Annotated in this window: 23 protein-coding genes; 12 read left to right on the top strand and 11 right to left on the bottom strand. The window is 64.2% G+C overall.

Annotated features, from left to right (window positions below):
• Nucleotides 1-6 precede the first annotated feature (6 nt).
• The 3 genes from JN280_RS21320 to JN280_RS21310 all read left to right on the top strand — a co-directional run bounded on the left by JN280_RS21320 (nucleotide 7) and on the right by JN280_RS21310 (nucleotide 2,575).
• Nucleotides 7-837, top strand: coding sequence for an ABC transporter permease (locus tag JN280_RS21320; RefSeq protein ID WP_202304983.1), 831 nt, complete (start codon nucleotides 7-9; stop codon nucleotides 835-837).
• A 141-nt stretch (nucleotides 838-978) separates the two neighbouring features.
• Nucleotides 979-2,073 carry an ABC transporter substrate-binding protein gene (locus tag JN280_RS21315; RefSeq protein WP_202304981.1) on the top strand — a complete coding sequence of 365 codons (1,095 nt, stop codon included), beginning with the start codon at nucleotides 979-981 and terminating at the stop codon, nucleotides 2,071-2,073.
• Nucleotides 2,074-2,152: 79 nt separating this feature from the next.
• On the top strand, nucleotides 2,153-2,575 hold the full coding sequence (locus JN280_RS21310; RefSeq protein ID WP_202304979.1) for a nuclear transport factor 2 family protein: 423 nt from the start codon (nucleotides 2,153-2,155) through the stop codon (nucleotides 2,573-2,575).
• A gap of 55 nt (nucleotides 2,576-2,630) precedes the next feature.
• On the opposite strand, the gene JN280_RS21305 is transcribed toward JN280_RS21310, so the two are convergent.
• Nucleotides 2,631-4,145 carry an AMP-binding protein gene (locus JN280_RS21305; protein WP_202304977.1) on the bottom strand — a complete coding sequence of 505 codons (1,515 nt, stop codon included), beginning with the start codon at nucleotides 4,143-4,145 and terminating at the stop codon, nucleotides 2,631-2,633.
• 381 nt (nucleotides 4,146-4,526) lie between these two features.
• Here JN280_RS21305 and JN280_RS21300 point away from each other — a divergent pair, with 381 nt between their 5' ends.
• The 3 genes from JN280_RS21300 to JN280_RS21290 all read left to right on the top strand — a co-directional run bounded on the left by JN280_RS21300 (nucleotide 4,527) and on the right by JN280_RS21290 (nucleotide 7,456).
• Complete coding sequence (locus JN280_RS21300) at nucleotides 4,527-5,696, top strand: GGDEF domain-containing protein (protein ID WP_202304975.1); 1,170 nt, start codon at nucleotides 4,527-4,529, stop codon at nucleotides 5,694-5,696.
• A gap of 183 nt (nucleotides 5,697-5,879) precedes the next feature.
• Nucleotides 5,880-6,749, top strand: coding sequence for an NAD(P)-dependent oxidoreductase (locus JN280_RS21295; RefSeq protein WP_202304973.1), 870 nt, complete (start codon nucleotides 5,880-5,882; stop codon nucleotides 6,747-6,749).
• A gap of 2 nt (nucleotides 6,750-6,751) precedes the next feature.
• A complete protein-coding gene (locus JN280_RS21290) occupies nucleotides 6,752-7,456 on the top strand; it encodes a DNA alkylation repair protein (RefSeq protein ID WP_202304971.1) in 705 nt (234 codons plus the stop codon).
• 88 nt (nucleotides 7,457-7,544) lie between these two features.
• On the opposite strand, the gene JN280_RS21285 is transcribed toward JN280_RS21290, so the two are convergent.
• From JN280_RS21285 to JN280_RS21275, 3 genes are all read right to left on the bottom strand, one after another.
• Nucleotides 7,545-8,036 (bottom strand): Lrp/AsnC family transcriptional regulator, encoded by a 492-nt coding sequence (locus JN280_RS21285; protein ID WP_202304969.1) that lies wholly within the window; start codon nucleotides 8,034-8,036, stop codon nucleotides 7,545-7,547.
• Between the two features lie 101 nt (nucleotides 8,037-8,137).
• Nucleotides 8,138-8,761 carry a uracil-DNA glycosylase family protein gene (locus tag JN280_RS21280; protein ID WP_244741848.1) on the bottom strand — a complete coding sequence of 208 codons (624 nt, stop codon included), beginning with the start codon at nucleotides 8,759-8,761 and terminating at the stop codon, nucleotides 8,138-8,140.
• A gap of 10 nt (nucleotides 8,762-8,771) precedes the next feature.
• Entirely contained in the window at nucleotides 8,772-9,383 is a 612-nt protein-coding gene (locus JN280_RS21275) for a glutathione S-transferase (RefSeq protein ID WP_202304966.1), read from the bottom strand.
• Between the two features lie 164 nt (nucleotides 9,384-9,547).
• Between JN280_RS21275 and JN280_RS21270 the strand changes: the two genes are divergently transcribed.
• A complete protein-coding gene (locus JN280_RS21270; RefSeq protein ID WP_202304965.1) occupies nucleotides 9,548-10,234 on the top strand; it encodes an HAD family hydrolase in 687 nt (228 codons plus the stop codon).
• Complete coding sequence (gene pgm, locus JN280_RS21265; protein ID WP_202304964.1) at nucleotides 10,231-11,883, top strand: phosphoglucomutase (alpha-D-glucose-1,6-bisphosphate-dependent); 1,653 nt, start codon at nucleotides 10,231-10,233, stop codon at nucleotides 11,881-11,883. The genes JN280_RS21270 and pgm overlap by 4 nt, the downstream gene beginning before the upstream one ends.
• A 9-nt stretch (nucleotides 11,884-11,892) precedes the next feature.
• Here pgm and zwf read toward each other — a convergent pair whose 3' ends face one another.
• Nucleotides 11,893-13,455 carry a glucose-6-phosphate dehydrogenase gene (gene zwf, locus JN280_RS21260; RefSeq protein WP_202304963.1) on the bottom strand — a complete coding sequence of 521 codons (1,563 nt, stop codon included), beginning with the start codon at nucleotides 13,453-13,455 and terminating at the stop codon, nucleotides 11,893-11,895.
• Between the two features lie 4 nt (nucleotides 13,456-13,459).
• Nucleotides 13,460-14,464, bottom strand: coding sequence for a phosphogluconate dehydrogenase (NAD(+)-dependent, decarboxylating) (gene gnd, locus JN280_RS21255; protein ID WP_202304962.1), 1,005 nt, complete (start codon nucleotides 14,462-14,464; stop codon nucleotides 13,460-13,462).
• Nucleotides 14,465-14,708: 244 nt separating this feature from the next.
• On the opposite strand from gnd, the gene JN280_RS21250 reads away from it, so the two are divergent.
• Nucleotides 14,709-16,028, top strand: coding sequence for a glucoamylase family protein (locus tag JN280_RS21250; RefSeq protein WP_202304955.1), 1,320 nt, complete (start codon nucleotides 14,709-14,711; stop codon nucleotides 16,026-16,028).
• Nucleotides 16,029-16,040: 12 nt separating this feature from the next.
• Here JN280_RS21250 and JN280_RS21245 read toward each other — a convergent pair whose 3' ends face one another.
• The gene (locus tag JN280_RS21245) at nucleotides 16,041-16,658 is read right to left on the bottom strand and encodes a thermonuclease family protein (protein WP_202304953.1); all 618 of its coding nucleotides are present in this window, start codon (nucleotides 16,656-16,658) and stop codon (nucleotides 16,041-16,043) included.
• Nucleotides 16,659-16,732: 74 nt separating this feature from the next.
• Here JN280_RS21245 and JN280_RS21240 point away from each other — a divergent pair, with 74 nt between their 5' ends.
• Nucleotides 16,733-18,268, top strand: a complete 1,536-nt coding sequence (locus JN280_RS21240) for a sensor histidine kinase (RefSeq protein WP_202304951.1) — start codon at nucleotides 16,733-16,735, stop codon at nucleotides 18,266-18,268.
• Between the two features lie 32 nt (nucleotides 18,269-18,300).
• Here the strand turns inward: JN280_RS21240 and JN280_RS21235 are convergent, their stop codons facing one another.
• Nucleotides 18,301-19,290, bottom strand: coding sequence for a nicotinate-nucleotide--dimethylbenzimidazole phosphoribosyltransferase (locus JN280_RS21235; protein WP_202314953.1), 990 nt, complete (start codon nucleotides 19,288-19,290; stop codon nucleotides 18,301-18,303).
• A gap of 173 nt (nucleotides 19,291-19,463) precedes the next feature.
• Here JN280_RS21235 and JN280_RS21230 point away from each other — a divergent pair, with 173 nt between their 5' ends.
• Both JN280_RS21230 and JN280_RS21225 read left to right on the top strand, forming a co-directional pair.
• Nucleotides 19,464-19,694, top strand: a complete 231-nt coding sequence (locus JN280_RS21230) for a DUF1289 domain-containing protein (RefSeq protein ID WP_274609021.1) — start codon at nucleotides 19,464-19,466, stop codon at nucleotides 19,692-19,694.
• Nucleotides 19,691-20,389, top strand: coding sequence for a retropepsin-like aspartic protease family protein (locus JN280_RS21225; RefSeq protein ID WP_202304947.1), 699 nt, complete (start codon nucleotides 19,691-19,693; stop codon nucleotides 20,387-20,389). Before JN280_RS21230 ends, JN280_RS21225 begins: the two co-directional genes overlap by 4 nt.
• A gap of 92 nt (nucleotides 20,390-20,481) precedes the next feature.
• Here JN280_RS21225 and JN280_RS21220 read toward each other — a convergent pair whose 3' ends face one another.
• Genes JN280_RS21220 through JN280_RS21210 form a run of 3 tightly spaced genes read right to left on the bottom strand, consistent with a single transcriptional unit; the run spans nucleotide 20,482 to nucleotide 21,847 of the window.
• Nucleotides 20,482-21,084: an ATP-dependent Clp protease proteolytic subunit gene (locus JN280_RS21220; RefSeq protein WP_202304945.1), complete on the bottom strand. Its 603-nt coding sequence runs from the start codon at nucleotides 21,082-21,084 to the stop codon at nucleotides 20,482-20,484.
• A gap of 14 nt (nucleotides 21,085-21,098) precedes the next feature.
• Complete coding sequence (locus JN280_RS21215; RefSeq protein WP_202304943.1) at nucleotides 21,099-21,536, bottom strand: SRPBCC family protein; 438 nt, start codon at nucleotides 21,534-21,536, stop codon at nucleotides 21,099-21,101.
• Entirely contained in the window at nucleotides 21,533-21,847 is a 315-nt protein-coding gene (locus JN280_RS21210) for an ArsR/SmtB family transcription factor (RefSeq protein WP_202304941.1), read from the bottom strand. Before JN280_RS21210 ends, JN280_RS21215 begins: the two co-directional genes overlap by 4 nt.
• Nucleotides 21,848-22,015 lie beyond the last annotated feature (168 nt).

Genomic DNA, 22,015 nt, shown 5'->3' with positions numbered 1-22,015 from the left:
AGTGCCATGACCCGACCAATCGTGGAAAAAGCCTCAGACGACGTGTTCGCGGTCGACCCCAGCATCAAGGCGCGCAGGCGCGAGAACATGCTCGTGACGGCGCTGCGGGTCGGCTTGTTCGTGGTTGTCCTGGGTGCCTGGGAGTTTGCCAGCGGGACGATCATCAGCTCGTTCTGGGTGAGCAGTCCGACCCAGATCTTTCTCGCTTTCATAGAGATGATGAAAAGCGGCGCCCTGCCCCGCGCGGTTTTCGCTACCACCCTCGTGGCTGCGGCCGGCTTCGCGCTCGGCATCCTCATCGGCATCGGGCTGGGCGTGCTGTTCGGCATCAACCGTGTCGTTGCCCGCGTGCTCGATCCGTATCTGACAGGGCTCTATTCCCTGCCGCGTGTCGCGCTGGTCCCTCTCTTCATCCTCTGGTTCGGCCTCGGCTTCGAAATGAAAGTGATCTTCACGGCGCTGCTTGTGTTTTTCCCGATCTTCATGAACACACTTGCCGGTATCCGAGACGTGGACGACGATCTGATCGACGTCATCCGGGTCATGGGCGCCTCGCGCCGGGACACGATCCTCAAGGTGCTGGTGCCGTCGGCCCTGGCCTGGGTCTTCGCCGGCCTGCGAATATCGGTCCCTTTCGCGCTGATCGGAGCGGTGGTGGCCGAAATGTTCTCGTCCAGCCAAGGTCTCGGCTATGTGATTTCGAACACGGCCAATCAGTTCGACACGGCAGGCCTTTTCGCTGCGCTGGCGGTCACGACCCTGCTTGGCTTGGCCCTCGACTGGCTGGTGGCGCTGGTTGAACGGCGTGTTCTGCGCTGGCAGCACAAACGTCATTAAAATGTTCGAACATTATATGCGACCGGCGAGCAACGAAACGTCAGAACGAGAGAATTCTCGGGTGCGGAATGATTGACAAAGTCATAAATGTTCGTACATTTATGACTGCGAATTAGAACAAGCTTCCAAGGGAGGAACAGCATGACTGAGACCTTTCAACTTTCGCGCCGACACATGTTGCAGCTCGGCGCCGCCGCTGGCGTGATGGCCGGTTCATCGACGCTCGGCGTGACCCGGCTGCTCGCAGCCGGATCGGAGAAGGTGAAGATCATTCACGCTTCGCCTGCCACGCTGCTCGTCTGGTCCATCTCTTATCTCGCGGAGGACATGGGCTACTATAAGGAGGAAGGCCTCGCAGTTGAACGCCTCGGCCTCGGCGGTGGCCCCGCCGCGATGACGGCGCTGCTTGCCGGCGAAGGCACGATGAACGTATCGGCGCCGGGCGAGTGCCTCGCGGCCAATGCGCGCGGCCAACGGATCAAGATCATCCAGGCTTACACCCGCAGCGATCCCTATACGATTTCGGTGACCAAGGCCTTTGCGGACGCAAATGGCATCACGGCGGCAAGCCCGCGCGAGCAGCGCGAGAAGGCGCTGACCGCTATGAAAGGCAAGCGCATCGGTATCACCGCGCCGGGCAGCAACACCGATCTGGTCGTTCGCATGGCGCTTCAGCAGGTCGGGCTCGATCCCACGAGCGATGTGACGATCGTGCCTGCCGGTTCGATCGTGAATATCATGTCGGCTTTGTCCCAGGGCGGGCTGGATGGTGGCGCGTTGCTGGCGCCTTTTACGGAGCAGGCCGGCGTCGAATTCGAAGCTGTCCCGCTTCTGGCAATCGCGGCGGGCGAGATCCCGCAGGCCGGGCGCCTGCAGGGCCAGGTGCTCGAGGCGCGGCCGGAGGATCTGGAAGCCAAGCGTGACCTTTTCGCCGCCTTCATACGCGCAGACCTGCGTGCCCTAAAATTTCTCCAGGAAGATCCGGACGGGGCAAGGGCCAAGCTGCGCCAGACCCGGTTCCCCAAGATCGCCGATGCCATCTGGCCGGACGTCTGGGCCAGCGCTCTGCCCATATTCGCCTCCCCTTACGTGGCCAGGGACTCTATCCAAGCATGGCTTGAGACCGGGACGATCGGTGGCAATCCGGACCCCAACACATTCCCTTATGACGAAATCATCGACATGAGCCTCGTCGACGAGGGGCTTCAGAAACTCGGTTGGTCGCCGAAGAGCTGACGAGACCTGCACCGTCGCGCCAATCCAGGCGCGGCGGGTTCCTTGTTTGCTACCCGCGAGCGCTGCACCGGAGGTTGCCATGACAGACGTGTCGGTCACGTCTCTCCTTGATCGGGACGCCATTCGCGGCCTGATGGACCACTATTGCCTCGCCCTGTTCGCGGCCGATGCCAGGCTGCTGCATGCGCTCTACTGGCCGGGCGCGCACGAGGAGCATGGCGACTACAGGGGCACCGCCGAAGGTTTCGTCGAGCAGTTGGCGCCCAACTTGCGGCAGCGCATCAGCACCGTGGCCTGCCTGGCCTATCGCACCATCGACTTCGTTTCTTCGACCGAAGCAGAAGCCCACGGCTTCGGCCACATTACCGTCGTGTCGGGTCCGAGCGAAGCCCGCACGAGCGCACTGCTCGCAACCCGCTACGACGACTTGGTCGAAAAGCGTGACGGCGAGTGGCGTATCCGCCAGCGCACGGCGAGCTTGATCTTCAAGCGCGAACTTTAGGACTTGCCAGCATCGTTGTTGGGCGTGCTCCGCAGACGAGCCAGGTGCAACGGGCTTACAGAAGCTTCCGCAGTTCCGTCTTCAGCACCTTGCCGTAATTGTTCTTGGGCAGGCTTCCAAGCCAGACGTAGCGTTTTGGTCTCTTGAACCGCGCGAGCCCGGACAGGCAATGCTCATCCAGCGCTTCATCGTTTGGCTCGCAATCTGGCTTGGCCACAACGAAGGCCACGACTAACTCGCCCCACTCGGCATCCTCCTGCCCGACGACCGCGACTTCCGATACCGACGGATGCGTCAGCAGGATTTCCTCGACCTCTCTTGGATAGACGTTGGAGCCGCCCGAAATAATCACGTCCTTTGATCGGTCGGTAAGGGTCAGATAGCCCTCCGCATCCAATCGGCCGATATCGCCGGTGTGCAGCCATCCGTTACGGACAGTCGAAGCCGATGCTTCCGGGTTGTTCCAATAGCCGGCCATGACCGTTGGCCCACTGACGACAATCTCTCCGTCTTGGCCGGGCGCGAGGGTGCGTCCCGTGCTGTCAACCACACGGACGTCGACCGGACTGTGGGCGCGCCCGACAGAGGCCAGACGCGCTCGTTCCCGCGGATCCTCGGACAGTTTGTGATCGGCCCGGGGCAACGCCGTGATCGTCATCGGCGATTCGCCCTGGCCATAGATCTGCACGAACTTGTCGCCGAAGACCGCGATCGCGCGCTCGATGTCCGCCTGATACATGGGGCCGCCGCCATAGACGACGGTCTTCAAGCCTTCGCCCTGGCTCTTGCTTGCTTCGGCCGCATCGACCAGGCGGCGAACCATTGTCGGCGCCGCGAACATCGAGGCGGTTCCAACATGCTTCGCAATCGACAGGATCTCGTCTGCATCGAACCCGCCGCTCAAGGGCACGCAGTGTCTGGCTGCCTTGCGGACATGGATGAAATTATAGAGCCCGGCACCGTGCGAGAGCGGCGCGGCATAGAGCGCAGTGTCACCTTCATCGACGGCATCGACGTCGGCGCAATAGGCAAGCGACATCGCGACCAGGTTTTCATGGGTCAGCATCGCCCCCTTAGGGCGCCCTGTCGTGCCGGAGGTGTAGAACAGCCAGGCCAGATCCGACGATCGCCGTTCTTGAGGGCAGCTCAAATCGCCCGATGCCAAGGGCGATGAGAATTCTTGGTCTTCGATCGACAAAATCTGTGCACCCGCCCGGATTTCGGCCCGCAGGACCTCGGCATGATCTTCGTCGACAAAAACGAGTCTTGCACCGGAATCGGCAACGATCCAGGCCGCTTCCCGGGCATGAAGCTTCGCGTTGATCGGAACGACAATGCCGCCGATCCACCACGCAGCATAGAGGCATTCCAGATATTCCGTGCGGTTCGTCATGAACAAGGCGACCCGGTCACCCGCACCAAGCCCATGCTGCTGCGACAATGTCCGAGCAATGTGCGCTGCACGCCGGGCAAATTGATCGTAGGTCGCGACGACCTCTGCGCCACGCATCAGCGCCGCCTTTATGGGATGACGCTTGGCGCTTGAAAACAGCCAGTTCGCTATGTTCATTACGAGAATCCCTATTGAATTCTAAATGTTCGTACATTGTGAATAAGCAGGGATCAATAGAAGACTGAGTACGATACGAGGCCGATTCGCCGGCTACGCTTCGGCTTCCCGATCCAGCGGTCCGATTCAGCGCTCTGTTCAAGCCTCTCATGTCACCCGCTTTGGAGCGCCGCGCATCATTTGAACGTACAAAGAGCGCTCCATCGCTCGAGCCAACCTGTTGTCTGCCTTCCAAGCGCAATGTCCGACCTTCCAGTTGACGCGGTCGCGGCCCCGGAAGGCTTGCTTAACCATTCCGTCGCCTGAGATCCGCGCGTTTACACGGGCTTCAGGCTTTCTCCCCTAACGCTGCGGCATCGCCTGCTCGCCCGGAAAGCCCGTATGCCCGTCGCTCTCGATCTCGACACGCTGCTGGTCAGCTCGATGCTCGTTACTACGGCATGCGGAATGCTGTTCCTGTTCGAGGCCTTTCATCGCCGCGATGCGATCCCGTCCCGCTGGTGGGGCGTGGGTTTCCTGTGCACCACCGCCGCGCCGGTCTTCTACATCGCCTCGTCCGGAGTGCCGGAACTCCTGTGGCTGGTGGTGGCTGTCGGCAACGGCATCGTCATAACGGGCATTTCCATGATCTGGGTGGGCGCCCAGGCCTTCAACGGCCGCAGGCCGACCGTGGGGCTGGCCCTGCTCGGCCCCTTGCTGGTGACGGCGGCCGCCCTTTTCGACAGGAGCGAGCCAGAGGCCTGGCGCGGCGGCATCGTATTCCTTGTCATGTTCGCCGCCTATTGCTTTGCGACCGGCGTCGAATTCTGGAACCAGACGGGTTTCCGTTATCGCAACGCCGCCGTGCTTTCCGGCGCCAGCACCTTTCTCGGCTTCTTCTATGCGGGCCGCGCGATCGCGCTCTGGATCTGCGGACCCGAGGATCCCTTCTTCCGCAGCTTTTTCGGTCCGGAGATCGCGACCCTGGTCGTGATGTTCATGATCCTGATCTCCAGCTTCAGCCTGATCGCCATCGGCAAGGAGCAGTTCGAGATCGCCCTGCAGCGGGCGGCTACGCGCGACGCCCTCACCGATACGCTCAACCGGCACGAATTCATGCGTAAGGCCGAACTGGAGCTTCGTCGACTGGAAGGCACGGGCACCCCGGCGAGCCTGCTGCTTGTCGACCTCGATGTCTTCAAGAAGATCAACGACACGCATGGACATCCCGCGGGCGATCGCGTGCTGGTGCATTTTGCCGAGACGGCCAGGGCGGCGCTGGGACCCAAGGACCTTCTCTGCCGCTACGGCGGCGAGGAGTTCGTCATCCTCCTCCCCGGACAGACGGCGCGGCAGGCCCGCGTCGTCGCCGAGACCATCCGGACACGTTTCGCCGATGCCGCCCTGGTCACCGACAAGGGTACGGTCCGGCCGACCGCGAGCGCCGGGCTCTCTTCCGCCGAACCCGGCGAATACGATCTGGAAAGGCTGATCGCTCAAGCAGACGATGCGCTCTATCGCGCCAAGGCTGCCGGCCGCAACAGGGTGGGCGCCCCGGCCAAGGCGGCCTGATCCAGGCTCCGTCGGGCTACTTTTCGCGGCTTGACGAATTCCGCCTATCGCATAGACCTGTCGCGGTGTCGTTGCGAGCGTCGCGCGTCCATCGGATGCGCAACGTCGCTTTCACTTTCAATCGACGCATCGTCCTTCCGAAATCGAAGCAGGGTTTTCGGAGCGATGCGGCAGGGAGATGCTATGGCTTCGGTTGCATTCATCGGTCTCGGCGTCATGGGTTATCCGATGGCGGGCCACCTGAAGAACAAGGGCAGCCACGACGTGACGGTCTACAACCGCACGACCGCGCGCGCCCGCAAATGGGCCGACGAATTCGGCGGCGACTCTGCGGCAACGCCGCGCGAGGCGGCAGTGGGCAAGGATTTCGTCTTCGCCTGCGTCGGCAATGACGACGACCTGCGCGAAGTGACGGTCGGTCCCGACGGGGCCTTCCACGGCATGAGGGAAGGCTCGGTCTTCATCGACAACACGACCGCTTCGGCGGAAGTCGCCCGCGAACTCGCGGAGAAAGCCGCGGCTGGCGGCTTCGGCTTCCTCGACGCCCCGGTTTCCGGCGGCCAGGCAGGAGCGGAAAATGGCGCGCTCACCGTGATGGTCGGCGGCGCGGAGCGGGATTTCGACAAGGCCAGGCCCGTTATCGAGGCTTACGCACGCATGGTGGGACTTATGGGGCCGGCCGGCGCCGGGCAGCTTACCAAGATGATCAACCAGATCTGCATTGCCGGGCTGGTCCAGGGCCTGGCGGAAGGCATCCATTTCGGCAAGAAGGCCGGTCTCGACATCGAGAAGGTGATCGAGGTGATCTCCAAAGGCGCCGCCGGCTCCTGGCAGATGGAGAACCGCCACAAGACCATGAACGCAGGCAAGTATGATTTCGGATTCGCGGTCGACTGGATGCGCAAGGATCTAGGCATCTGTCTTGACGAGGCCGACCGCAACGGCGCGAAACTGCCAGTGACGGCGCTGGTCGATCAGTTCTACAAGGACATCCAGGAAATGGGCGGCAAGCGCTGGGATACGTCCGCACTGCTCGCCCGCCTCGAGAAATAGAGTTGTCCATCCCCTCGCCCGACTGGACGGCCGACGACGTCGTCGCGCATCTGAAGGCGCTCGGCTCGGCTGAGAACCGCGCCGGCATGGCACGGTTCGGCATCACCACGGATAAGGCGTTCGGCGTCGGGCATACGGTTCTCAATCCGCTGGCCAGGAAGGTGAAGACGGACCACCTCCGCGCGCAGTCACTCTGGGCAACCGGCTATCGCGAGGCGCGCATCCTCGCCGGCCTGACCGGCGACCCCAAGAAGATGACGATCGACGAGTGCCGGCGCTGGGCGGCCGATTTCGATTCCTGGGACGTCGTCGACGGTGTGTCGGCTCTGTTCGTTGAGACACCGTTCTGGCGAGAGTTGATCGATGAGTTCGCCGAGGACGATCGGGAGTTCGTGCGGCGCGCCGCCTTCGCCATGCTGGCGTGGAGCGCGGTTCACCTGAAGAAGGAGCCCGACACAACGTTCGTCGCCCTTCTGCCGCTGGTCGAACGACATTCGGGCGATGCCAGGAACTTCGTGAAGAAAGCCGTGAACTGGGCGCTCCGGCAGATCGGCAAGCGCTCGATGACCCTCTACCGCCCTGCGCTCGCCTTGTCGGAAAAGCTCGCGGAATCCGACGACAAAACGGCGCGCTGGATCGGCAAGGACGCCGTCAGGGAACTGACCGATCCGAAGACGCTGGACCGCCTTGCGAAGAAAGGCCGGTGACCGGGCGGTCGTTGATTTGGCGCATTTTTGTCCCGAAGGCGGTTCCCGCTTTCGGGAGAAATGCTTTGGCCACGGCACGTAGTCGGGCTCAAGCCGCGCTTGCGCCGCTCTCCTTGTCGAGAATGATATAGTCCAGCGGCATCTCGGTCGTGTATTTGATCTGCTCCATCGCGAAGGAAGAAGACACGTCCCGGATTTCGATCTTGGCGATGAGACGCTTGTAGAACGCGTCATAGGCGGCGATGTCGGGCACCACCACGCGCAGCAGATAGTCGACGTCGCCGCTCATACGGTAGAATTCGACGACTTCGGGGAAGTCCTGGATGACTTCGGAGAAACGGCGCAACCACTCATGGCTGTGCGAATTCGTGCGGATTGCGACGAAGACGGTGACGCGGACATTGATCCTCTCGGGATCGAGAACAGCCACACGCCGCTTGATGACGCCCTCTTCCTCCAGCTTCTGGATCCGGCGCCAGCAGGGCGTCGTCGACAGCCCGACCTTCTTGGCGATGTCTGCGACGGCGAGTGTCGCGTCCTCCTGAAGCAGGCGGAGGATCTTGCGGTCGAGGCGGTCCATTTCGGGCTCCCGTTGGAATGGGTTTGCATAATGATCGCGCATGCGGCGCATCGCAAGAAAGGAATTCTCCGGAATGGCGGATTTGAAGGGAGAGCGTTCTGCTAGCAGCCATCGAGGCGACGGCGAATTTCTGCCCGCAGAAAAGGCAGCAGATCCATTTCGAACCAGGGATTTCGCTTCAGCCAGCCCGTATTGCGCCATGAAGGGTGGGGCAGCGCCAGAACGCGCGGTGCCGACGGGGTGTCGAAGAGCGCCCGCCAGTTCATGACCGTTTCGGTGAGCGATCGGGCGCGGGATGCGCCTATATGCCAGTCATGGGCATAAAGGCCGATCGCGACGACCAGATCGATCCGGGGCATCGCGGCCAATAATGGCACGCGCCAGGCGGGAGCGCATTCCTTTCGCGGCGGCAGGTCCGCGCCGCGCGCATCCTGGCCGGGAAAGCAGAACCCCATCGGCAGGATGGCGAAGTTCGAGGGGTCATAGAACTCCTCGCGCGAGACGTCCAGCCAGTCCCGCAACCGGTCGCCCGAGGCATCGTTGAACGGGATGCCGGTCGCGTGAACCTTGGTCCCCGGCGCCTGCCCCGCGATCAGGATGCGCGCCGCGTCGGAGGCAACCAGCACCGGACGCGGCTCGTGCGGCAGCGGCTTGCCCCGTGGCTGGTCGCGACATATGCGGCACGCCCGTACTGCCTTCGCCAGACTGGCAAGGGGGTCCTGCAAGCCTGCTTCCTCACGCAGCCGCGCTCGGCCGCGCGCCGACCGCGCGATACCAGCGAATGACATTGGCGAGTTCGTCCGGCACCTGGATGCGGGCCGGTTTCATGAAGTCGACGGCGATCATCCCTGTGATGTCGGCGACCGAATAGTCGTCGCCGGCGACGAATTCGCGGCTCGCCAACTCGCCATCGAGCAGGCGAAGGAACTCCAGTGCCTTCGGCTTGTTGGCCTCGCCCCATTCGGGAATCTGCGGTTTCTCCCATTCCTTCATGGCGGGGTGGATGTGTCGGAAGGCCTGAGCCACGGCCATCATCAAGTTGAGCTCCATTCGGCGCTGCCACATCTCGACTTTCGCCTTGCCAAGCGCGCCGCGTCCGAACAATGCCGGCTCTGGATGAAGTTCCTCGAAATAGCGGCAGATTGCGATGGATTCGGTGATGATCGTGCCGTCGTCAAGCTCCAATACGGGGAGGCGGCGCAACGGGTTGCGCGAGGCAACCGCCTCTTCCCGATGCCCCATGGCATTCATGTCGATCGGCACAAGCGGCACTTCGATGCCCTTTTCCGCCAGGAAGATGCGCACGCGGCGCGGATTGGGCGCCTTGCCGCCGTCGAAGAGCTTCATCTCGGTCCTCCGCTCTGTTCCACGTCATCGGACCCTATAGACCCCAGCAAGCTATTTGAAGCCTGCCGAGACCGGAGCGCTGGTTTTTGCGCCGCCGGGAACGTTCGGCCGCGTCGCGCGTTTCTGCGCTGCCGCCACCAGCGACAAAACCGAGGGGGCGTCCCGTGGCAGACCCAGCCAAACTGGTGTTCATGATCGATGTCGACAACACGTTGCTCGACAATGACCGCTTCTTTGCCGAACTGACGGCGCGGCTCGACCGGCTCTTCGGGGAGGCCGAGTGCCAGCGCTACTGGCGCCTTTACGAGAACAGGCGCGAGACGCTTGGTTATGCGGACTATCTCGGCGCACTGCAGGATTTCCGCCTTGAGAACAACGACGAGGCCGCTCTCCTGCAGGCATCCGAATTCATGCTCGACTATCCCTTCGCCGATCTGCTCTATCCCGACGCGCTCGCCGTGGTCGATCATCTCGGCCGGATGGGCACCACCATCGTCCTGTCCGACGGCGACATCGTGTTCCAGCCGCGCAAGATCAGGCGGTCCGGCCTGTGGGACGCCTTCGGCGGGCGCGTGCTTGTCTATGTCCACAAAGAGCGCATGCTCGACGATATCGAACGTCGTTTTCCAGCCACCCGTTATGTCATGGTGGACGACAAGGCACGGCTTCTGGCCGCCATGAAGCTTCAACTCGGCGACAGGCTCACCACGATCTTCCCGCGCCAGGGTCACTACGCCCTCGATTCCGTAGTGGCCGATGTTGCTCCCGCTCCTGATGTTGCCGTCCGGCATATCGGCGAGCTGCTCGGCTTCTCGGTTCAGGACCTCAATCTCTCCAAGGCAGGCGTATGAGCATGGCTGTCAGTCCCCTCGCCGGCAAGCCGGCACCGAAATCGCTGCTCGTCGATGTCCCCGCCCTCGTCGCCGCCTATGCCGCACTCCGTCCCGACCCCGGGATAGCAGGTCAGCGCGTCGCCTTTGGCACGTCGGGCCATCGCGGCAGTTCCTTCGAACGCAGCTTCAACGAATGGCATGTGCTGGCGATCACCCAGGCGATCTGCGACTACCGCGCGGGAAAAGGCATAACGGGTCCCCTGTTCATCGGCATAGACACCCACGCGCTGTCGTCGCCCGCATTCGAGAGCGCTCTGGAGGTGCTGGCGGCCAACGGCGTGGAGACGATGATCGCCAGGGGCGGCGAATTCACGCCGACGCCGGCCGTGTCGCATGCGATCCTGACCTATAATCGCGGCCGCGCCTCGGGCCTTGCCGACGGCATCGTGGTTACGCCGTCGCACAATCCGCCCGACAATGGCGGCTTCAAATACAATCCGTCCAATGGCGGTCCGGCCGATGTCGACATCACGAGCTGGATCCAGGACCGCGCCAATGCGTTGATCGAGGGCGGCCTCAAGGATGTCCGACGCATCCCCTTCGACCGGGCGCGCCACGCCGCCACCACCCAAGAGCACGACTATCTCGACGCCTATGTCGCCGACCTCGGAGCCGTGGTCGACTTCGATGCGATCCGGTCGTCCGGCATCCGCATGGCGGTCGACCCTCTCGGCGGCGCCGGCGTCCATTACTGGGCGCCGATCGCGGAACGTTATCGCCTGCCGCTCGACATCGTGAGCGAGGAAGTCGATCCGACCTTCGGCTTCATGACCGTCGATTGGGATGGCAAGATCCGCATGGACCCGTCGTCGTCCTATGCCATGCAGAGGCTGATCGGCCTGAAAGACCGCTATGACGTCGCCTTTGCCTGCGACACTGATCATGACCGACACGGGATCGTCGCGCGGTCGGCCGGCCTGCTGCCGCCGAACCACTATCTGTCCGTCCTCGTCGACTATCTGTTCCGGCAGCGTCCGGGTTGGAGCGCCGCCGCTGCCGTCGGCAAGACCCTGGTCAGCACGGCGCTCATCGACCGCGTCGCGACCCGGCTGGGCCGCCGGCTCCATGAAGTCCCGGTGGGCTTCAAGTGGTTCGTCGACGGCCTGTTCGACGGCACGCTGGGTTTCGGCGGCGAGGAAAGCGCCGGGGCGTCATTCCTGCGCCGGGACGGCACGGTCTGGACCACCGACAAGGACGGCATCGCGCCGGCCCTGCTGTCGGCGGAAATCACCGCACGCACCGGCCGCGACCCCGGTGCGCTCTACAGGGACATCACGGCCGAGCTCGGCGAGCCGACCGCCGATAGGGTCGAGGCGCCGGCGAGCGCCTCCGAGAAGGCGAGGCTGGCGAGGCTTTCACCGAAGCAGGTGCCCGGCACTGAGCTCGCCGGCGAGAAGATCGAGGCCGTGCTCGACCACGCGCCTGGCAATGGCGCGCCGATCGGCGGCATCAAGGTCACCGCCCCCAACGGCTGGTTTGCTGCGCGTCCCTCGGGCACCGAGGATATCTACAAGATCTACGCCGAGAGTTTCCGCGGCAAGGCGCATCTGAAGTCGATCCTGGATGAGGCCGAGGGCATCGTGAACCGCGCCCTCGCAGCGTCGTGAGACAGCTCGTCAGCGTTTCGGCCGCGCTGCGGTCAGGGGCCTCCAGGCCCGGTTGCCGTCGCGGGCAAGAAGCTCGTCGGCCGATGCCGGACCGTCGCTGCCCGAGGCATAACCTTCGACCGGCGTTCCCTTTTCCGTCCAGTCGTCGAGCACTGGCTGCACGACCCGCCAGGCCTGCTCGACCATGTCGGCGCGCATGAACAGCGTTGCGTCACCGATCATCACGTCGTAGATGAGCGTCTCGTATCCGACATTGGCCTCCTTCGGGAACCAGTCTTCATAGCGGAAGTCCATCCTCACGGCAGCGAGATCGACCGTCTGACCGGGGCGCTTGACCTCGAACTGTAACGAGATCCCCTCCTCCGGGGCGATGTTCAGAACCAGCCAGTTGGGCTGCAGTGCCTCGACGGGGGTATTCTGGAAAGCCGCGTAGGGAGCCTGCTTGAAGCGGATGGCGATCTCGGTGAGGCGCCGCGACATGTGCTTGCCTGTGCGCAGGTAAAAAGGCACGCCTGCCCATCGCCAGTTGTCGATATCGAGACGCATGGCAACAAAGGTTTCGACATTCGAATCCGCGGCGACATTGGGCTCGTTGCGGTAGTTGTTTGCCGGCTTATCAAGGACGGTCCCCGCCCGGTACTGGCCACGAACTGCCTTGTCGGCCCGGGCCGGCGGCATCCCCGCGAACAGCTCCGCTTTCTTGTTGCGGATCGAGCCCGCGTCGAAGCCTCCCGGCGGCTCCATCGCTACCATCGACAACAGCGTGAAGACATGGTTCGGCACCATGTCCCGCAGGGCGCCGGTGGCTTCGTAGAAGCTGCCGCGCCGCTCGACGCCGACGGTCTCCGCTGCGGTGATCTGGACGTGATCGATCCGGTCACGGTTCCAGATCGGCTCGAACAGCCCGTTGGCAAAGCGGAAGGCCATGATGCTCTGGACTGTGTCCTTGCCCAGGAAGTGGTCGATCCGGAAGATCTGCTCCTCGCGCAGCGTGCGCAGGATGCGCCTGTTGAGGTCGCGCGCCGAGTCCAGGGAATGGCCGAAGGGCTTCTCGATCACCACGCGCCGCCAGCCCTGCCGCTTGCCGTCGACGGTTGAATTCTCGTCGGTGAGTTTCGCCTTGCCGAGGCCTTCCACGACCGGGTCGAAAAGCTGGCTGGCTACGGCGAGATAGAAGACCGCATTGCCTTCGGTGCCGCGCGCCGCATCCGCCTCGGCGAGCGCGTCCCGGATCCTGCCGAAAACGTCGGGTCCCGTGATGTCGCCACGGACATAGGACATGGTTCCCGCCAGCCGGTCCCAGGCGGCCGGGTCGATCTGCTCGCCATCAAACCCGGTCCCGGGGTCGCAGATGATGCTCTTCAGCATGTCGAGCAGGCTGTCGCGCCAGCTTTGCGCCGAAGCTTCGGCCCGGTCCACGCCGATCAGGGCGAAGTTCTGCGGCAGCAGATTGGTCCGCGACAGATTGTAGAGGGCCGGCACCATCAGGCGCTTGGTCAGGTCTCCGCCGGCGCCGAAGATGACCATGGCGCAAGGCGGCGCCGACGGAGGCAATGGTGCGTGGTTGTCCATCCCATCACTCCGCTGTTTTCGGGTCGGACGGCTCCTTGCCCTCGACATGGCCGCCGAATCCGAGGCGCATGGCCGACAGCAGCTTTTCCCCGAATGTGTGTTGCCTGCGCGAGCGGAAGCGGGCGAAGAGCGCGGTCGCGAGGGAATCGGCCGGAACCGCCTCCTCCAGCGCAGCCTCGATCGTCCACCGCCCCTCCCCGGAATCCTGGACGAAGCCGGAGAAACCGTCGAGTTGCGGGTCCCTGGCCAGCGCCGCCGCGCCGAGGTCGAGCAGCCAGGACGAGACCACGCTGCCGCGCCGCCAGACCTCGGCGATGTCGGCCAGGTTCAGGGAAAATCGTTGATCGGCCGGCAGGTCGGTGGAGTCCTTGTTGCGCAGTATGTCGAAGCCCTCGGCATAGGCCTGCATCAGTCCATATTCGATGCCGTTGTGCACCATCTTGACGAAATGGCCGGCCCCGCAAGGTCCGGCATGGATGTAGCCGCGCTCGGCACGCGGATCGCTCGCCTCGCGACCGGGCGTGCGCGGTATGTCGCCCAGTCCCGGCGCCAGCGCCACGAAGATCGGATCGAGGTGATCGACCGTTTGCGTCTCTCCGCCGATCATCATGCAATAGCCGCGCTCAGCGCCCCATATTCCGCCCGAAGTGCCGCAATCCACGTAGCGGACGCCGTTGCCGGCCAAAGCCTTGGCCCGCCGGATGTCGTCCTTGTAGAAGGTGTTGCCGCCATCGATGACGATGTCGTCCGCACCCAGGAGGTCGCCCAACCGGGCGATCGTCTCTTCGGTGATGCGCCCCGCCGGCAACATCACCCATACGGCGCGCGGCCGTTCGTCCAGCGCCTTCACCAACTCGTCGAGGGAGCCCACGGCCTGAGCGCCCTCCTTGGCCAGCGCCTCGCGCGGCCCTGCATTGGTGTCGAACACCACGCAACGATGTCCGGCCCGCATCAGGCGACGGCTGATATTGCCGCCCATGCGGCCCAATCCGACAACTCCGATCTGCATTCGCTTCTATCCCTGTCAGACGATACGCCGGCCACGTCGCATGCGTTCCTTCGGCCGGCTCCCATGGTCACTGCCGCGGCGGAACCTGAACCATTCGGCGCCGCGGCGATGGAAAAATGGGCGGGCTCTTGCCGACACCGCTCCTTGGCGGCACCCTGCCCGCAATCGATGTAGGCCAGGGCGCGACCCTGTCACTGGGCACCCCGGCCGCAGGATCGTCGCACAGGGAACACGGTCAAACAACATGAAGCTGCCGGACGATGTCGAACTCCGCGTGCTCCAGCACGAGACTTTCCGCTATTTCCTGCACGAAGCCAGCCCGGTGAACGGGCTGATCGCCGACAAGACGGAACCCGGCTGGCCGGCGAGCATAGCCGCAACCGGCTTGGCGCTCGCCGCCTATCCAATCGGCGTCGATCGCAGCTTCATCTCGCGGGACGAAGCCATCGAGCCGACGCTCAAGGTGCTCCGCTTCTTCTGGACGAGCCCGCAGGGAACGGAGCCGGACGCGACCGGCTATCGCGGCTTCTTTTATCATTTCCTCGACATGCAGACCGGCCGGCGGGCGTGGGATTGCGAGGTGTCGACCATCGATACGACCTTCCTGCTGGCCGGCGCTCTCACAGCCAGGATCTTCTTCGACCGGGATACCGACGAGGAACAGGAGATCCGGGCGCTCGCCGAGGCGCTCTACAAACGCGCCGACTGGCAGTGGGCACAGAACGGCGGCGAGACGGTATCACATGGCTGGCGGCCGGAAACCGGTTTCATCCCCTACCGCTGGGAGGGCTATGACGAGGCACTGCTGCTCTACGTTATGGGACTGGGTTCACCGACCTTCCCCTTGCCGCAAAGCAGCTACGCCGCCTGGTGCTCGACCTATGAGTGGAAGGAGTGCCAGGGCATCGAGTTCCTCTATGCCGGCCCGCTCTTCACGCATCAGCTCTCGCATATCTGGATCGATTTCCGCGGCATCCAGGACTACTATATGCGCGAGAAGGACATCGACTATTTCGAAAACAGCCGGCGCGCGACCTTCGTCCAGCAGCGATATGCAATCGACAACCCGCTCGGCTTTGCGCACTACGGGTCCTGCTGCTGGGGCATCACGGCAAGCGATGGGCCGGGCCCCGTGACGCTGAAGATCGACGGCATCACGCGTGAGTTCCAGGACTATGTCGGACGCGGAGTGCCCTACGGCCCTGACGACGGCACGATCGCACCCTGGGTGGTCGTCGCCTCCGTGCCCTTCGCTCCTGAAATCGTTCTGCCGACGGTGGACCACTTCATCCATGAGGTGAAGCTCAAGAGCCAGAACCCTTATGGCTTCAAGGCGTCTTTCAATCCCACCTTCCCCGACAAGTCGGGCAGCCCCTATGGCTGGATATCGCCATGGCACTACGGGCTGAACCAGGGCCCGATCGTGCTGATGATCGAGAACTATCGCACCGGCCTGCTGTGGGAGTGGATGCGGAGCTGCCCCTATCTGACAGCCGGATTGCGGCGCGCCGGCTTTCGCGGCGGATGGCTGGACGAGCAGCACGAGGACGACCGAACCGGATAAAGTGCGTCCGCCTCACAACAGGCCGAGCAAGGCCCGCAGCCAGTTGAACGCCGCGCCCAGCCTGTCGTGCTCACCCTCGATCATGCCGCCATGGGTCTCGCGCCAATCGCGCGGGCGGTCGAACTCGCCGGCCCAAAGTCCGAGCCTGCCGGCACGCGCGGCGTCCTCCTCGTCAAGATAGCCGCCATACGCTATCGCCCACCCGGCAGCGACCTGTTCCTTGTTCAGGTCCACCGCGCCGGCGCTGCATTGGCCGAGCAGGCGGCCATAGCGGTCGCGCTCCCAGCCCTCACAGGTGACGGCCCTGCCTGATATCAGCCTGGACAGCGCCTCGCGGGAACGCCGACCGCAGGGATATCCGGTGCCGTCACGCATGCAGGTCTGATTGTATTCGGGCGCATCGATCCCACGCAATCGCACCCGCTCAGTGCCCAAGGTCAGCGTGTCGCCGTCATTCACCACCGCGGCACCGGCGGCCTGCCTGGTCTCCACGCGATCGAGGCGGGACGCGACGACCGCGAGCATGCCCAGGATGGCGAAGGTCAGCGCATAGTCGAGCAGCTTGCGCAGGCGACTGCGGCGCGCGCGTGCATAGGGGACGCGCCTGCGGCCGTATCGGTATCGGTTCATATGGCAAAGGGAACCTTAATCATTGCGGACTAGCCTGCCGGAGTAACCGGGATTGTACGCAAATAGAAACCCCGATGCCGTTGCTGCGAACGAACACGGCTGACAAATTCATTGTGGACCGCAGGAAAACCCATCGCAACAGCGATGTGTCGCGCGCGGTGAAGCACACTCGTGACCGTCTTTCCCAACGTTCCGGCAGCCCGGCCTTCGATCGCGAGCTGTTGAAGCTGCACGCCAGGGCGATCGTCACCGGCGCCTCGGCGATTCCGTTGCTGGTGCTGGTCATCGCCGCGGCCGGGCTGCTCGGCGGCATGGGCGGCACGATCCTGAGCTGGGCCCTGGTCACTGTTACCTGCTACACCGGCATAGCCCTCTTTGCCCGCAGCATCGACAAGGCCGATACCGCACGGATCGAGCTTGCGGCCACGAAGCGCAACTTCCTCATCCTGCATTCTTTGTCGGGCCTGTGCTGGGCCTATCTCGCCTCGCTCGGCTGCGGTGAATGCCAGGTCGAGCAATTCCCGGTCATCAAGGCGGTCGTGCTTCTGCTGGCCATGGCGGCGACCGCGATCATCGCCTCGTCGCTGCGCGGCGCCCTCGTCGCCACTTTCGCAGCGCCGGTCATCGTCTACGGGGTCGTCGGCGCGCGCTACTGGATGCCCGTCGAGGCGACGATGATCGGCCTGCTTGCCATATCGCTGCCCTTCTTCGCCTATGTCGCGGGTCACCTCAACCGTTCGGCCCTGATGCTCCTGTCATTCCGGCGGGAGAAGGACGGGCTGATCGCCGAACTCGAAACGGCCAAGTCGATGTCGGACGAGGCACGGCGGCGCGCCGAGGAGGCCAATCTGGCCAAATCGCGTTTCCTCGCCTCGATGAGCCATGAGTTGCGCACGCCGCTCAACGCCATCCTCGGCTTCTCCGAGGTCATGTCGAACGAGGTCTTGGGGCAGATCCAGAACACCACATACAAGGAATATGCGCGCGACATCCACGATTCCGGCCGGCATCTGCTCGATCTGATCAATGAGATTCTCGACCTGTCGCGCATCGAGGCCGGCCGCTACCAGCTCAACGAGGAGCCGGTCAGCCTGCTCGACGTCGTGGAGGAATGCTGCCACCTGATGGAACTCAGGGCCAGGAACAAGGATCTGCGGATCGTGCAGCAGTTCGAGGCCTCCCTGCCGAGGCTCTTCGCCGACGAGCGCGCCATCCGCCAGATCGCGCTGAACCTCATCTCGAACGCCGTGAAGTTCACGCCGGCCGGCGGCGAGATCGTGGTGAAGGTCGGCTGGACGGCCGGCGGCGGCCAGTATGTATCGGTTGCGGACGACGGGCCCGGCATCCCCCCCGACGAGATCCCCGTTGTGCTTTCCGCTTTCGGTCAGGGCTCCATCGCCATCAAGAGCGCCGAACAGGGAACCGGCCTGGGCCTGCCGATCGTCCAGGGACTGCTCGCCATGCATGGCGGCGAATTCCAGCTGAACTCCAAGCTTCGCGAGGGCACTGAGGCGATCGCGATCTTCCCGAGGGGCCGGGTGATGGAAGACATGCCCGCCTTGCCGACATTGCCGCTTCGGGCAGTGGCCTCAGGCGGACGGCGGCGCTGACCGCCTGCCGATCCGCCAACTATCTGCGAAAATCAGAGCGTCGCCGCCATGCCGGAATGCACAAGCGCCGCGGCCTTGACGATACCGACCGCGAGGCCTGCCCCCGTCGCTTCCCCATGCGCCAGCTTCAAGTCCAGCACCGGATCGAGTCCGAGCCGCTCGATCACCTTGGCATGGCCCGGTTCGGTCGAGACATGAGCGACGAGGCAATGGTCGAGCGCGGCGGGGTTGACTGCGTGGAGCACGGCAGCCGCGGCGAGCGCGGCGAAGCCGTCGAGCACGATCGCCACCTTCTGCATGCGCGCAGCCAGGATGGCGCCGGCGATGGCGGCGAATTCGCGCCCGCCGACGCGGCGCAGCACCTCGAACGGGTCCTTCAGGTTCCGGCCGTGCAGTGCCAATGCGGCATCCACCGCCGCGGCCTTGCGGGCAATCATGTCGGGACCGGCACCGGAGCCAGGCCCGACCCAATCCTTGCCGGCGCCGCCATAGAGGGCAGCGAGCATTGCCGCCGCCACGGTCGAATTGCCGACGCCGAGGTCGCCGATGGCAATCAGATCGGCGCCGCCGGCGATCGCCTCCATGCCGAAGGCCATGGTCGCCGCACAGCCGCGCTCGTCGAGGGCCGCCTCCTGCGTGATATCGGCCGTGGGCAGGTGCAAAGCGAGGTCGAAGACCTTCAGCCCGAGATCATAGGCCACGCAGATCTGGTTGATCGCGGCGCCGCCGGCCGCGCACAACTCCACCATTTCGGCCGTGGCGTCCTGTTGCCGAGGCGAGATGTTGCGCCGCGCGACGCCGTGGTTGCCGGCGAAGATCGCGACCAGCGGACGCGTCACCGCGGGCGGACGGCCGGACCAGGCGGCCAGCCACTCCGCAATCTCCTCGATCCGGCCGAGCGAGCCGGCGGGCTTGCGCATCTGCTGGAACTGCGTTCGCACCTTGGCGGCGGCCGCCTCATCGCGGGCGGGAAGCTCTCGCGTGAGGTTGCGAAAATCGTCGAAGGGAAGTCCGGTCGTCATCTCGTCCATGCCTGATCGTCGCGACGGGCATAGCGGCGTTTGCCGCGCCGCACAATCGTCCTTTTGCCCTCGCGAATGAGTGGTGCAAAAACGCCGCTGTCGGACGCAAACGCATGGGCTTGCATTGCCTTTTTCGGCGCACCATGTGGGATAGACGAAACGGAACCTCCTCCTTGTCTATCGAATCGCCCTGCATCCTCGTCTGCTCGATCGACATGAAGACCGGCTATTGTTTCGGCTGCGGCCGCACCCGCGACGAGATATCGGGCTGGATCGGCATGACGCCGGAAGCGCGGCGCGAGATCATGGCGACGCTGCCGGCCCGGCTCGACATGGTCGAAAGGCGGCCGCGGCGCGAGACGCGGCGAGCGCGGATGGCGCGTGAACGCGGGGCTGCCGAATGACCGGACAGCTTTTCTGGATCGGAATGGCGGCGATTGGCGGCGCGCTGATCCTGTTGCTCCTCAGCAGCGACACGGGCGATTCCTTTGGCAGTGGCGACGATCTCGCCCGCTTTCTCTATCTGGGCATATGGGGCACGGTGATCGCCGCGGCCATCCTCGGCTCCGGCATGCGGCTCGGCTATGTCGCGCGTAGCCTGGCCTTGTGGATGCTGGTCGCGCTGATTCTGGTCGCCGGCTACCAGTATCGTTACGAATTGCAGGATATTGCAAACCGCGTGACCGCCGGCCTCGTACCGGGCAGCCCGCTCTCCATCGGCGACGACGGCAGCACCGTCATGCTGGAGAAAGCCCCCAACGGGCATTTCCAGGCCCGCATCGAGGTGAACGGCGTGCCCGTGCGGACGATCGTCGATACCGGCGCCACCGCCACGGTGCTCACTGCCGCCGATGCCCGCGCTGCCGGCTATGATCCGGAAGCGCTGAGCTATACGATCCGCGTCTCGACCGCCAATGGCACGGCCCGCGCGGCGCGCGTCACTGCCGACGAGATCACGCTCGGAACGATCAGCCGCAGGAACGTGCCTGTGCTGGTGGCCGATGGCGGCATGCTCGACCAGAGCCTGCTCGGCATGAACTTCATCGGCACTCTGTCGGGCTTCGACGTACGCGGCGACCGCATGATCCTGCGGGACTGACCGTCCAGATCGATTTCAGCAAGTGCGCAGCGGTCCTGCGTACAAGCAAAGGGCGCGAGCATTTCCAGGACTGGGAAAAGGGCGGAATTGATCTACGCGGCGACGCGCCTGTCGTAGATGTGGTCGACGACGCCCCAGGCCTTTGCTTCCTCGGCCGTCATGAAGTGGTCGCGGTCGAGCGTGCGCTCGACTTCCTCGATGCTGCGCCCGCAATGCCTGGCATAGATCTCGTTCAGGCGCCGCTTGGTCTTGATGACGTCCTCGGCGTGCCGTTCGATGTCGGACGCCTGGCCCTGGAAACCGCCTGACGGCTGATGCAGCATGATGCTGGAGTTCGGCAGAGCGATCCGCCGGCCGGGCGTTCCCGCCATCAGGAGGAACGACCCCATCGATCGTGCCGTTCCCATGCAGACCGTCGAAACCGGACAAGTGATGTACTGCATCGTGTCGTAGATCGCGAAGCCGCTGGTCACCACCCCGCCAGGCGAGTTGATGTAGAGCGCAATCTCCTTCGTCGGATTGTCCGATTCCAGCGAAAGAAGCTGGGCGCAGACCAACGCAGAGACATTATCGTCGATCGGCCCGTTCAGGAACACGATGCGCTCGCGCAACAGCCTGGAAAAGATGTCGAAGGCGCGCTCGCCTCTGCTCGACTGCTCGACCACCATGGGCACGAGATTGGAGATTGCGTTCATGGAGGACCTTCCTGTCAGGCGGCGCGCGGCAAACGCGGCCGCAGGTTCGTGTTCGCGGCCGACAGCGTCAGGACAGGCCTCCGGACTGCCGGCATTTCCATGCCCGAATGGGTGATGCGAAGACGCGTCCCCCCAACCGCGCGGCAAAGCTCGAAGGTGACCGTCGACGTCAGGGACTTTTCACGCGCCTCCTCGTCCCGCCAACTGTAGCTCAGCCGCCGGAAGGGCTCGGCCTCGAGCACCTCGCATTCGATCGGGGCCCCGCCTTCGTCATCCTGCCGGAACGCAAAACGGGTGCCGGGACGAGCCTCGATGTCGTTCGGCATCAGCCACGCCGCGAGAAGCTCGGGCACCGTTAGAGCGCGCCACACTTTCTCCGGCGGATGAGGCAGGTCGCATTCCGTCACCAAGGACACCTCGTCACCTGCAACCTCGTTACGTTCTTCGGTCATTGATCCATATCCTTCAGCACGTCCCTCAGTTTCTCGACACGTTCGGGCCAGAACAGGCGGTAACGCTCCATCCAGGCCAGCAGCGGCCTCATTCCGTCCGGCTCCAGCCGGTAGTAGGTGTTGCGGCCGTCCCGCCGCTCGACCACCAGCCCGGCCCGCTTCAAGGATGCCAGATGCTGCGAGACCGCCGGTTGCGATATCGCGAAACCCGCCTTCAGTTCACCCACGCTCATCTCAGCGCCAGTCAGTCGCTCGAAGACGGCGCGGCGGGTGGGATCGGCCAGGGCCTTGAAGATTTCCGTTTCCAGCATGGCCAACCTATAAGCGAACGCTTATCAGTTGGCAAGCCCTGTCGATAGGATAGCCCTGCCGGTCGCTGCCCCCTCCACCAGCGAAAGCCAAGGGCCGAACCCGGCTCGAACCTGCGCAAGGGACAGGCCGAGGCGCGCGTTCCCCACGCGGCCGCGCGCCCAAGCCGC

It is taken from the genome of Mesorhizobium sp. L-8-10, from assembly GCF_016756635.1.
Taxonomy (GTDB): Bacteria; Pseudomonadota; Alphaproteobacteria; order Rhizobiales; family Rhizobiaceae.
This window is presented reverse-complemented; position numbering and strand designations above follow the sequence as displayed.

Excerpts from the sequence above, each read along its gene's own strand:
- JN280_RS21320 (WP_202304983.1), top strand. The coding sequence starts at position 7 with ATGACCCGACCAATCGTGGAAAAAGCCTCAGACGACGTGTTCGCGGTC.
- JN280_RS21315 (WP_202304981.1), top strand. The coding sequence starts at position 979 with ATGACTGAGACCTTTCAACTTTCGCGCCGACACATGTTGCAGCTCGGC.
- JN280_RS21310 (WP_202304979.1), top strand. The coding sequence starts at position 2,153 with ATGACAGACGTGTCGGTCACGTCTCTCCTTGATCGGGACGCCATTCGC.
- JN280_RS21305 (WP_202304977.1), bottom strand. The coding sequence starts at position 4,145 with ATGAACATAGCGAACTGGCTGTTTTCAAGCGCCAAGCGTCATCCCATA.
- JN280_RS21300 (WP_202304975.1), top strand. The coding sequence starts at position 4,527 with ATGCCCGTCGCTCTCGATCTCGACACGCTGCTGGTCAGCTCGATGCTC.
- JN280_RS21295 (WP_202304973.1), top strand. The coding sequence starts at position 5,880 with ATGGCTTCGGTTGCATTCATCGGTCTCGGCGTCATGGGTTATCCGATG.
- JN280_RS21285 (WP_202304969.1), bottom strand. The coding sequence starts at position 8,036 with ATGGACCGCCTCGACCGCAAGATCCTCCGCCTGCTTCAGGAGGACGCG.
- JN280_RS21275 (WP_202304966.1), bottom strand. The coding sequence starts at position 9,383 with ATGAAGCTCTTCGACGGCGGCAAGGCGCCCAATCCGCGCCGCGTGCGC.
- pgm (WP_202304964.1), top strand. The coding sequence starts at position 10,231 with ATGAGCATGGCTGTCAGTCCCCTCGCCGGCAAGCCGGCACCGAAATCG.
- zwf (WP_202304963.1), bottom strand. The coding sequence starts at position 13,455 with ATGGACAACCACGCACCATTGCCTCCGTCGGCGCCGCCTTGCGCCATG.
- gnd (WP_202304962.1), bottom strand. The coding sequence starts at position 14,464 with ATGCAGATCGGAGTTGTCGGATTGGGCCGCATGGGCGGCAATATCAGC.
- JN280_RS21250 (WP_202304955.1), top strand. The coding sequence starts at position 14,709 with ATGAAGCTGCCGGACGATGTCGAACTCCGCGTGCTCCAGCACGAGACT.
- JN280_RS21245 (WP_202304953.1), bottom strand. The coding sequence starts at position 16,658 with ATGAACCGATACCGATACGGCCGCAGGCGCGTCCCCTATGCACGCGCG.
- JN280_RS21240 (WP_202304951.1), top strand. The coding sequence starts at position 16,733 with ATGCCGTTGCTGCGAACGAACACGGCTGACAAATTCATTGTGGACCGC.
- JN280_RS21235 (WP_202314953.1), bottom strand. The coding sequence starts at position 19,290 with ATGACGACCGGACTTCCCTTCGACGATTTTCGCAACCTCACGCGAGAG.
- JN280_RS21225 (WP_202304947.1), top strand. The coding sequence starts at position 19,691 with ATGACCGGACAGCTTTTCTGGATCGGAATGGCGGCGATTGGCGGCGCG.
- JN280_RS21220 (WP_202304945.1), bottom strand. The coding sequence starts at position 21,084 with ATGAACGCAATCTCCAATCTCGTGCCCATGGTGGTCGAGCAGTCGAGC.
- JN280_RS21215 (WP_202304943.1), bottom strand. The coding sequence starts at position 21,536 with ATGACCGAAGAACGTAACGAGGTTGCAGGTGACGAGGTGTCCTTGGTG.
- JN280_RS21210 (WP_202304941.1), bottom strand. The coding sequence starts at position 21,847 with ATGCTGGAAACGGAAATCTTCAAGGCCCTGGCCGATCCCACCCGCCGC.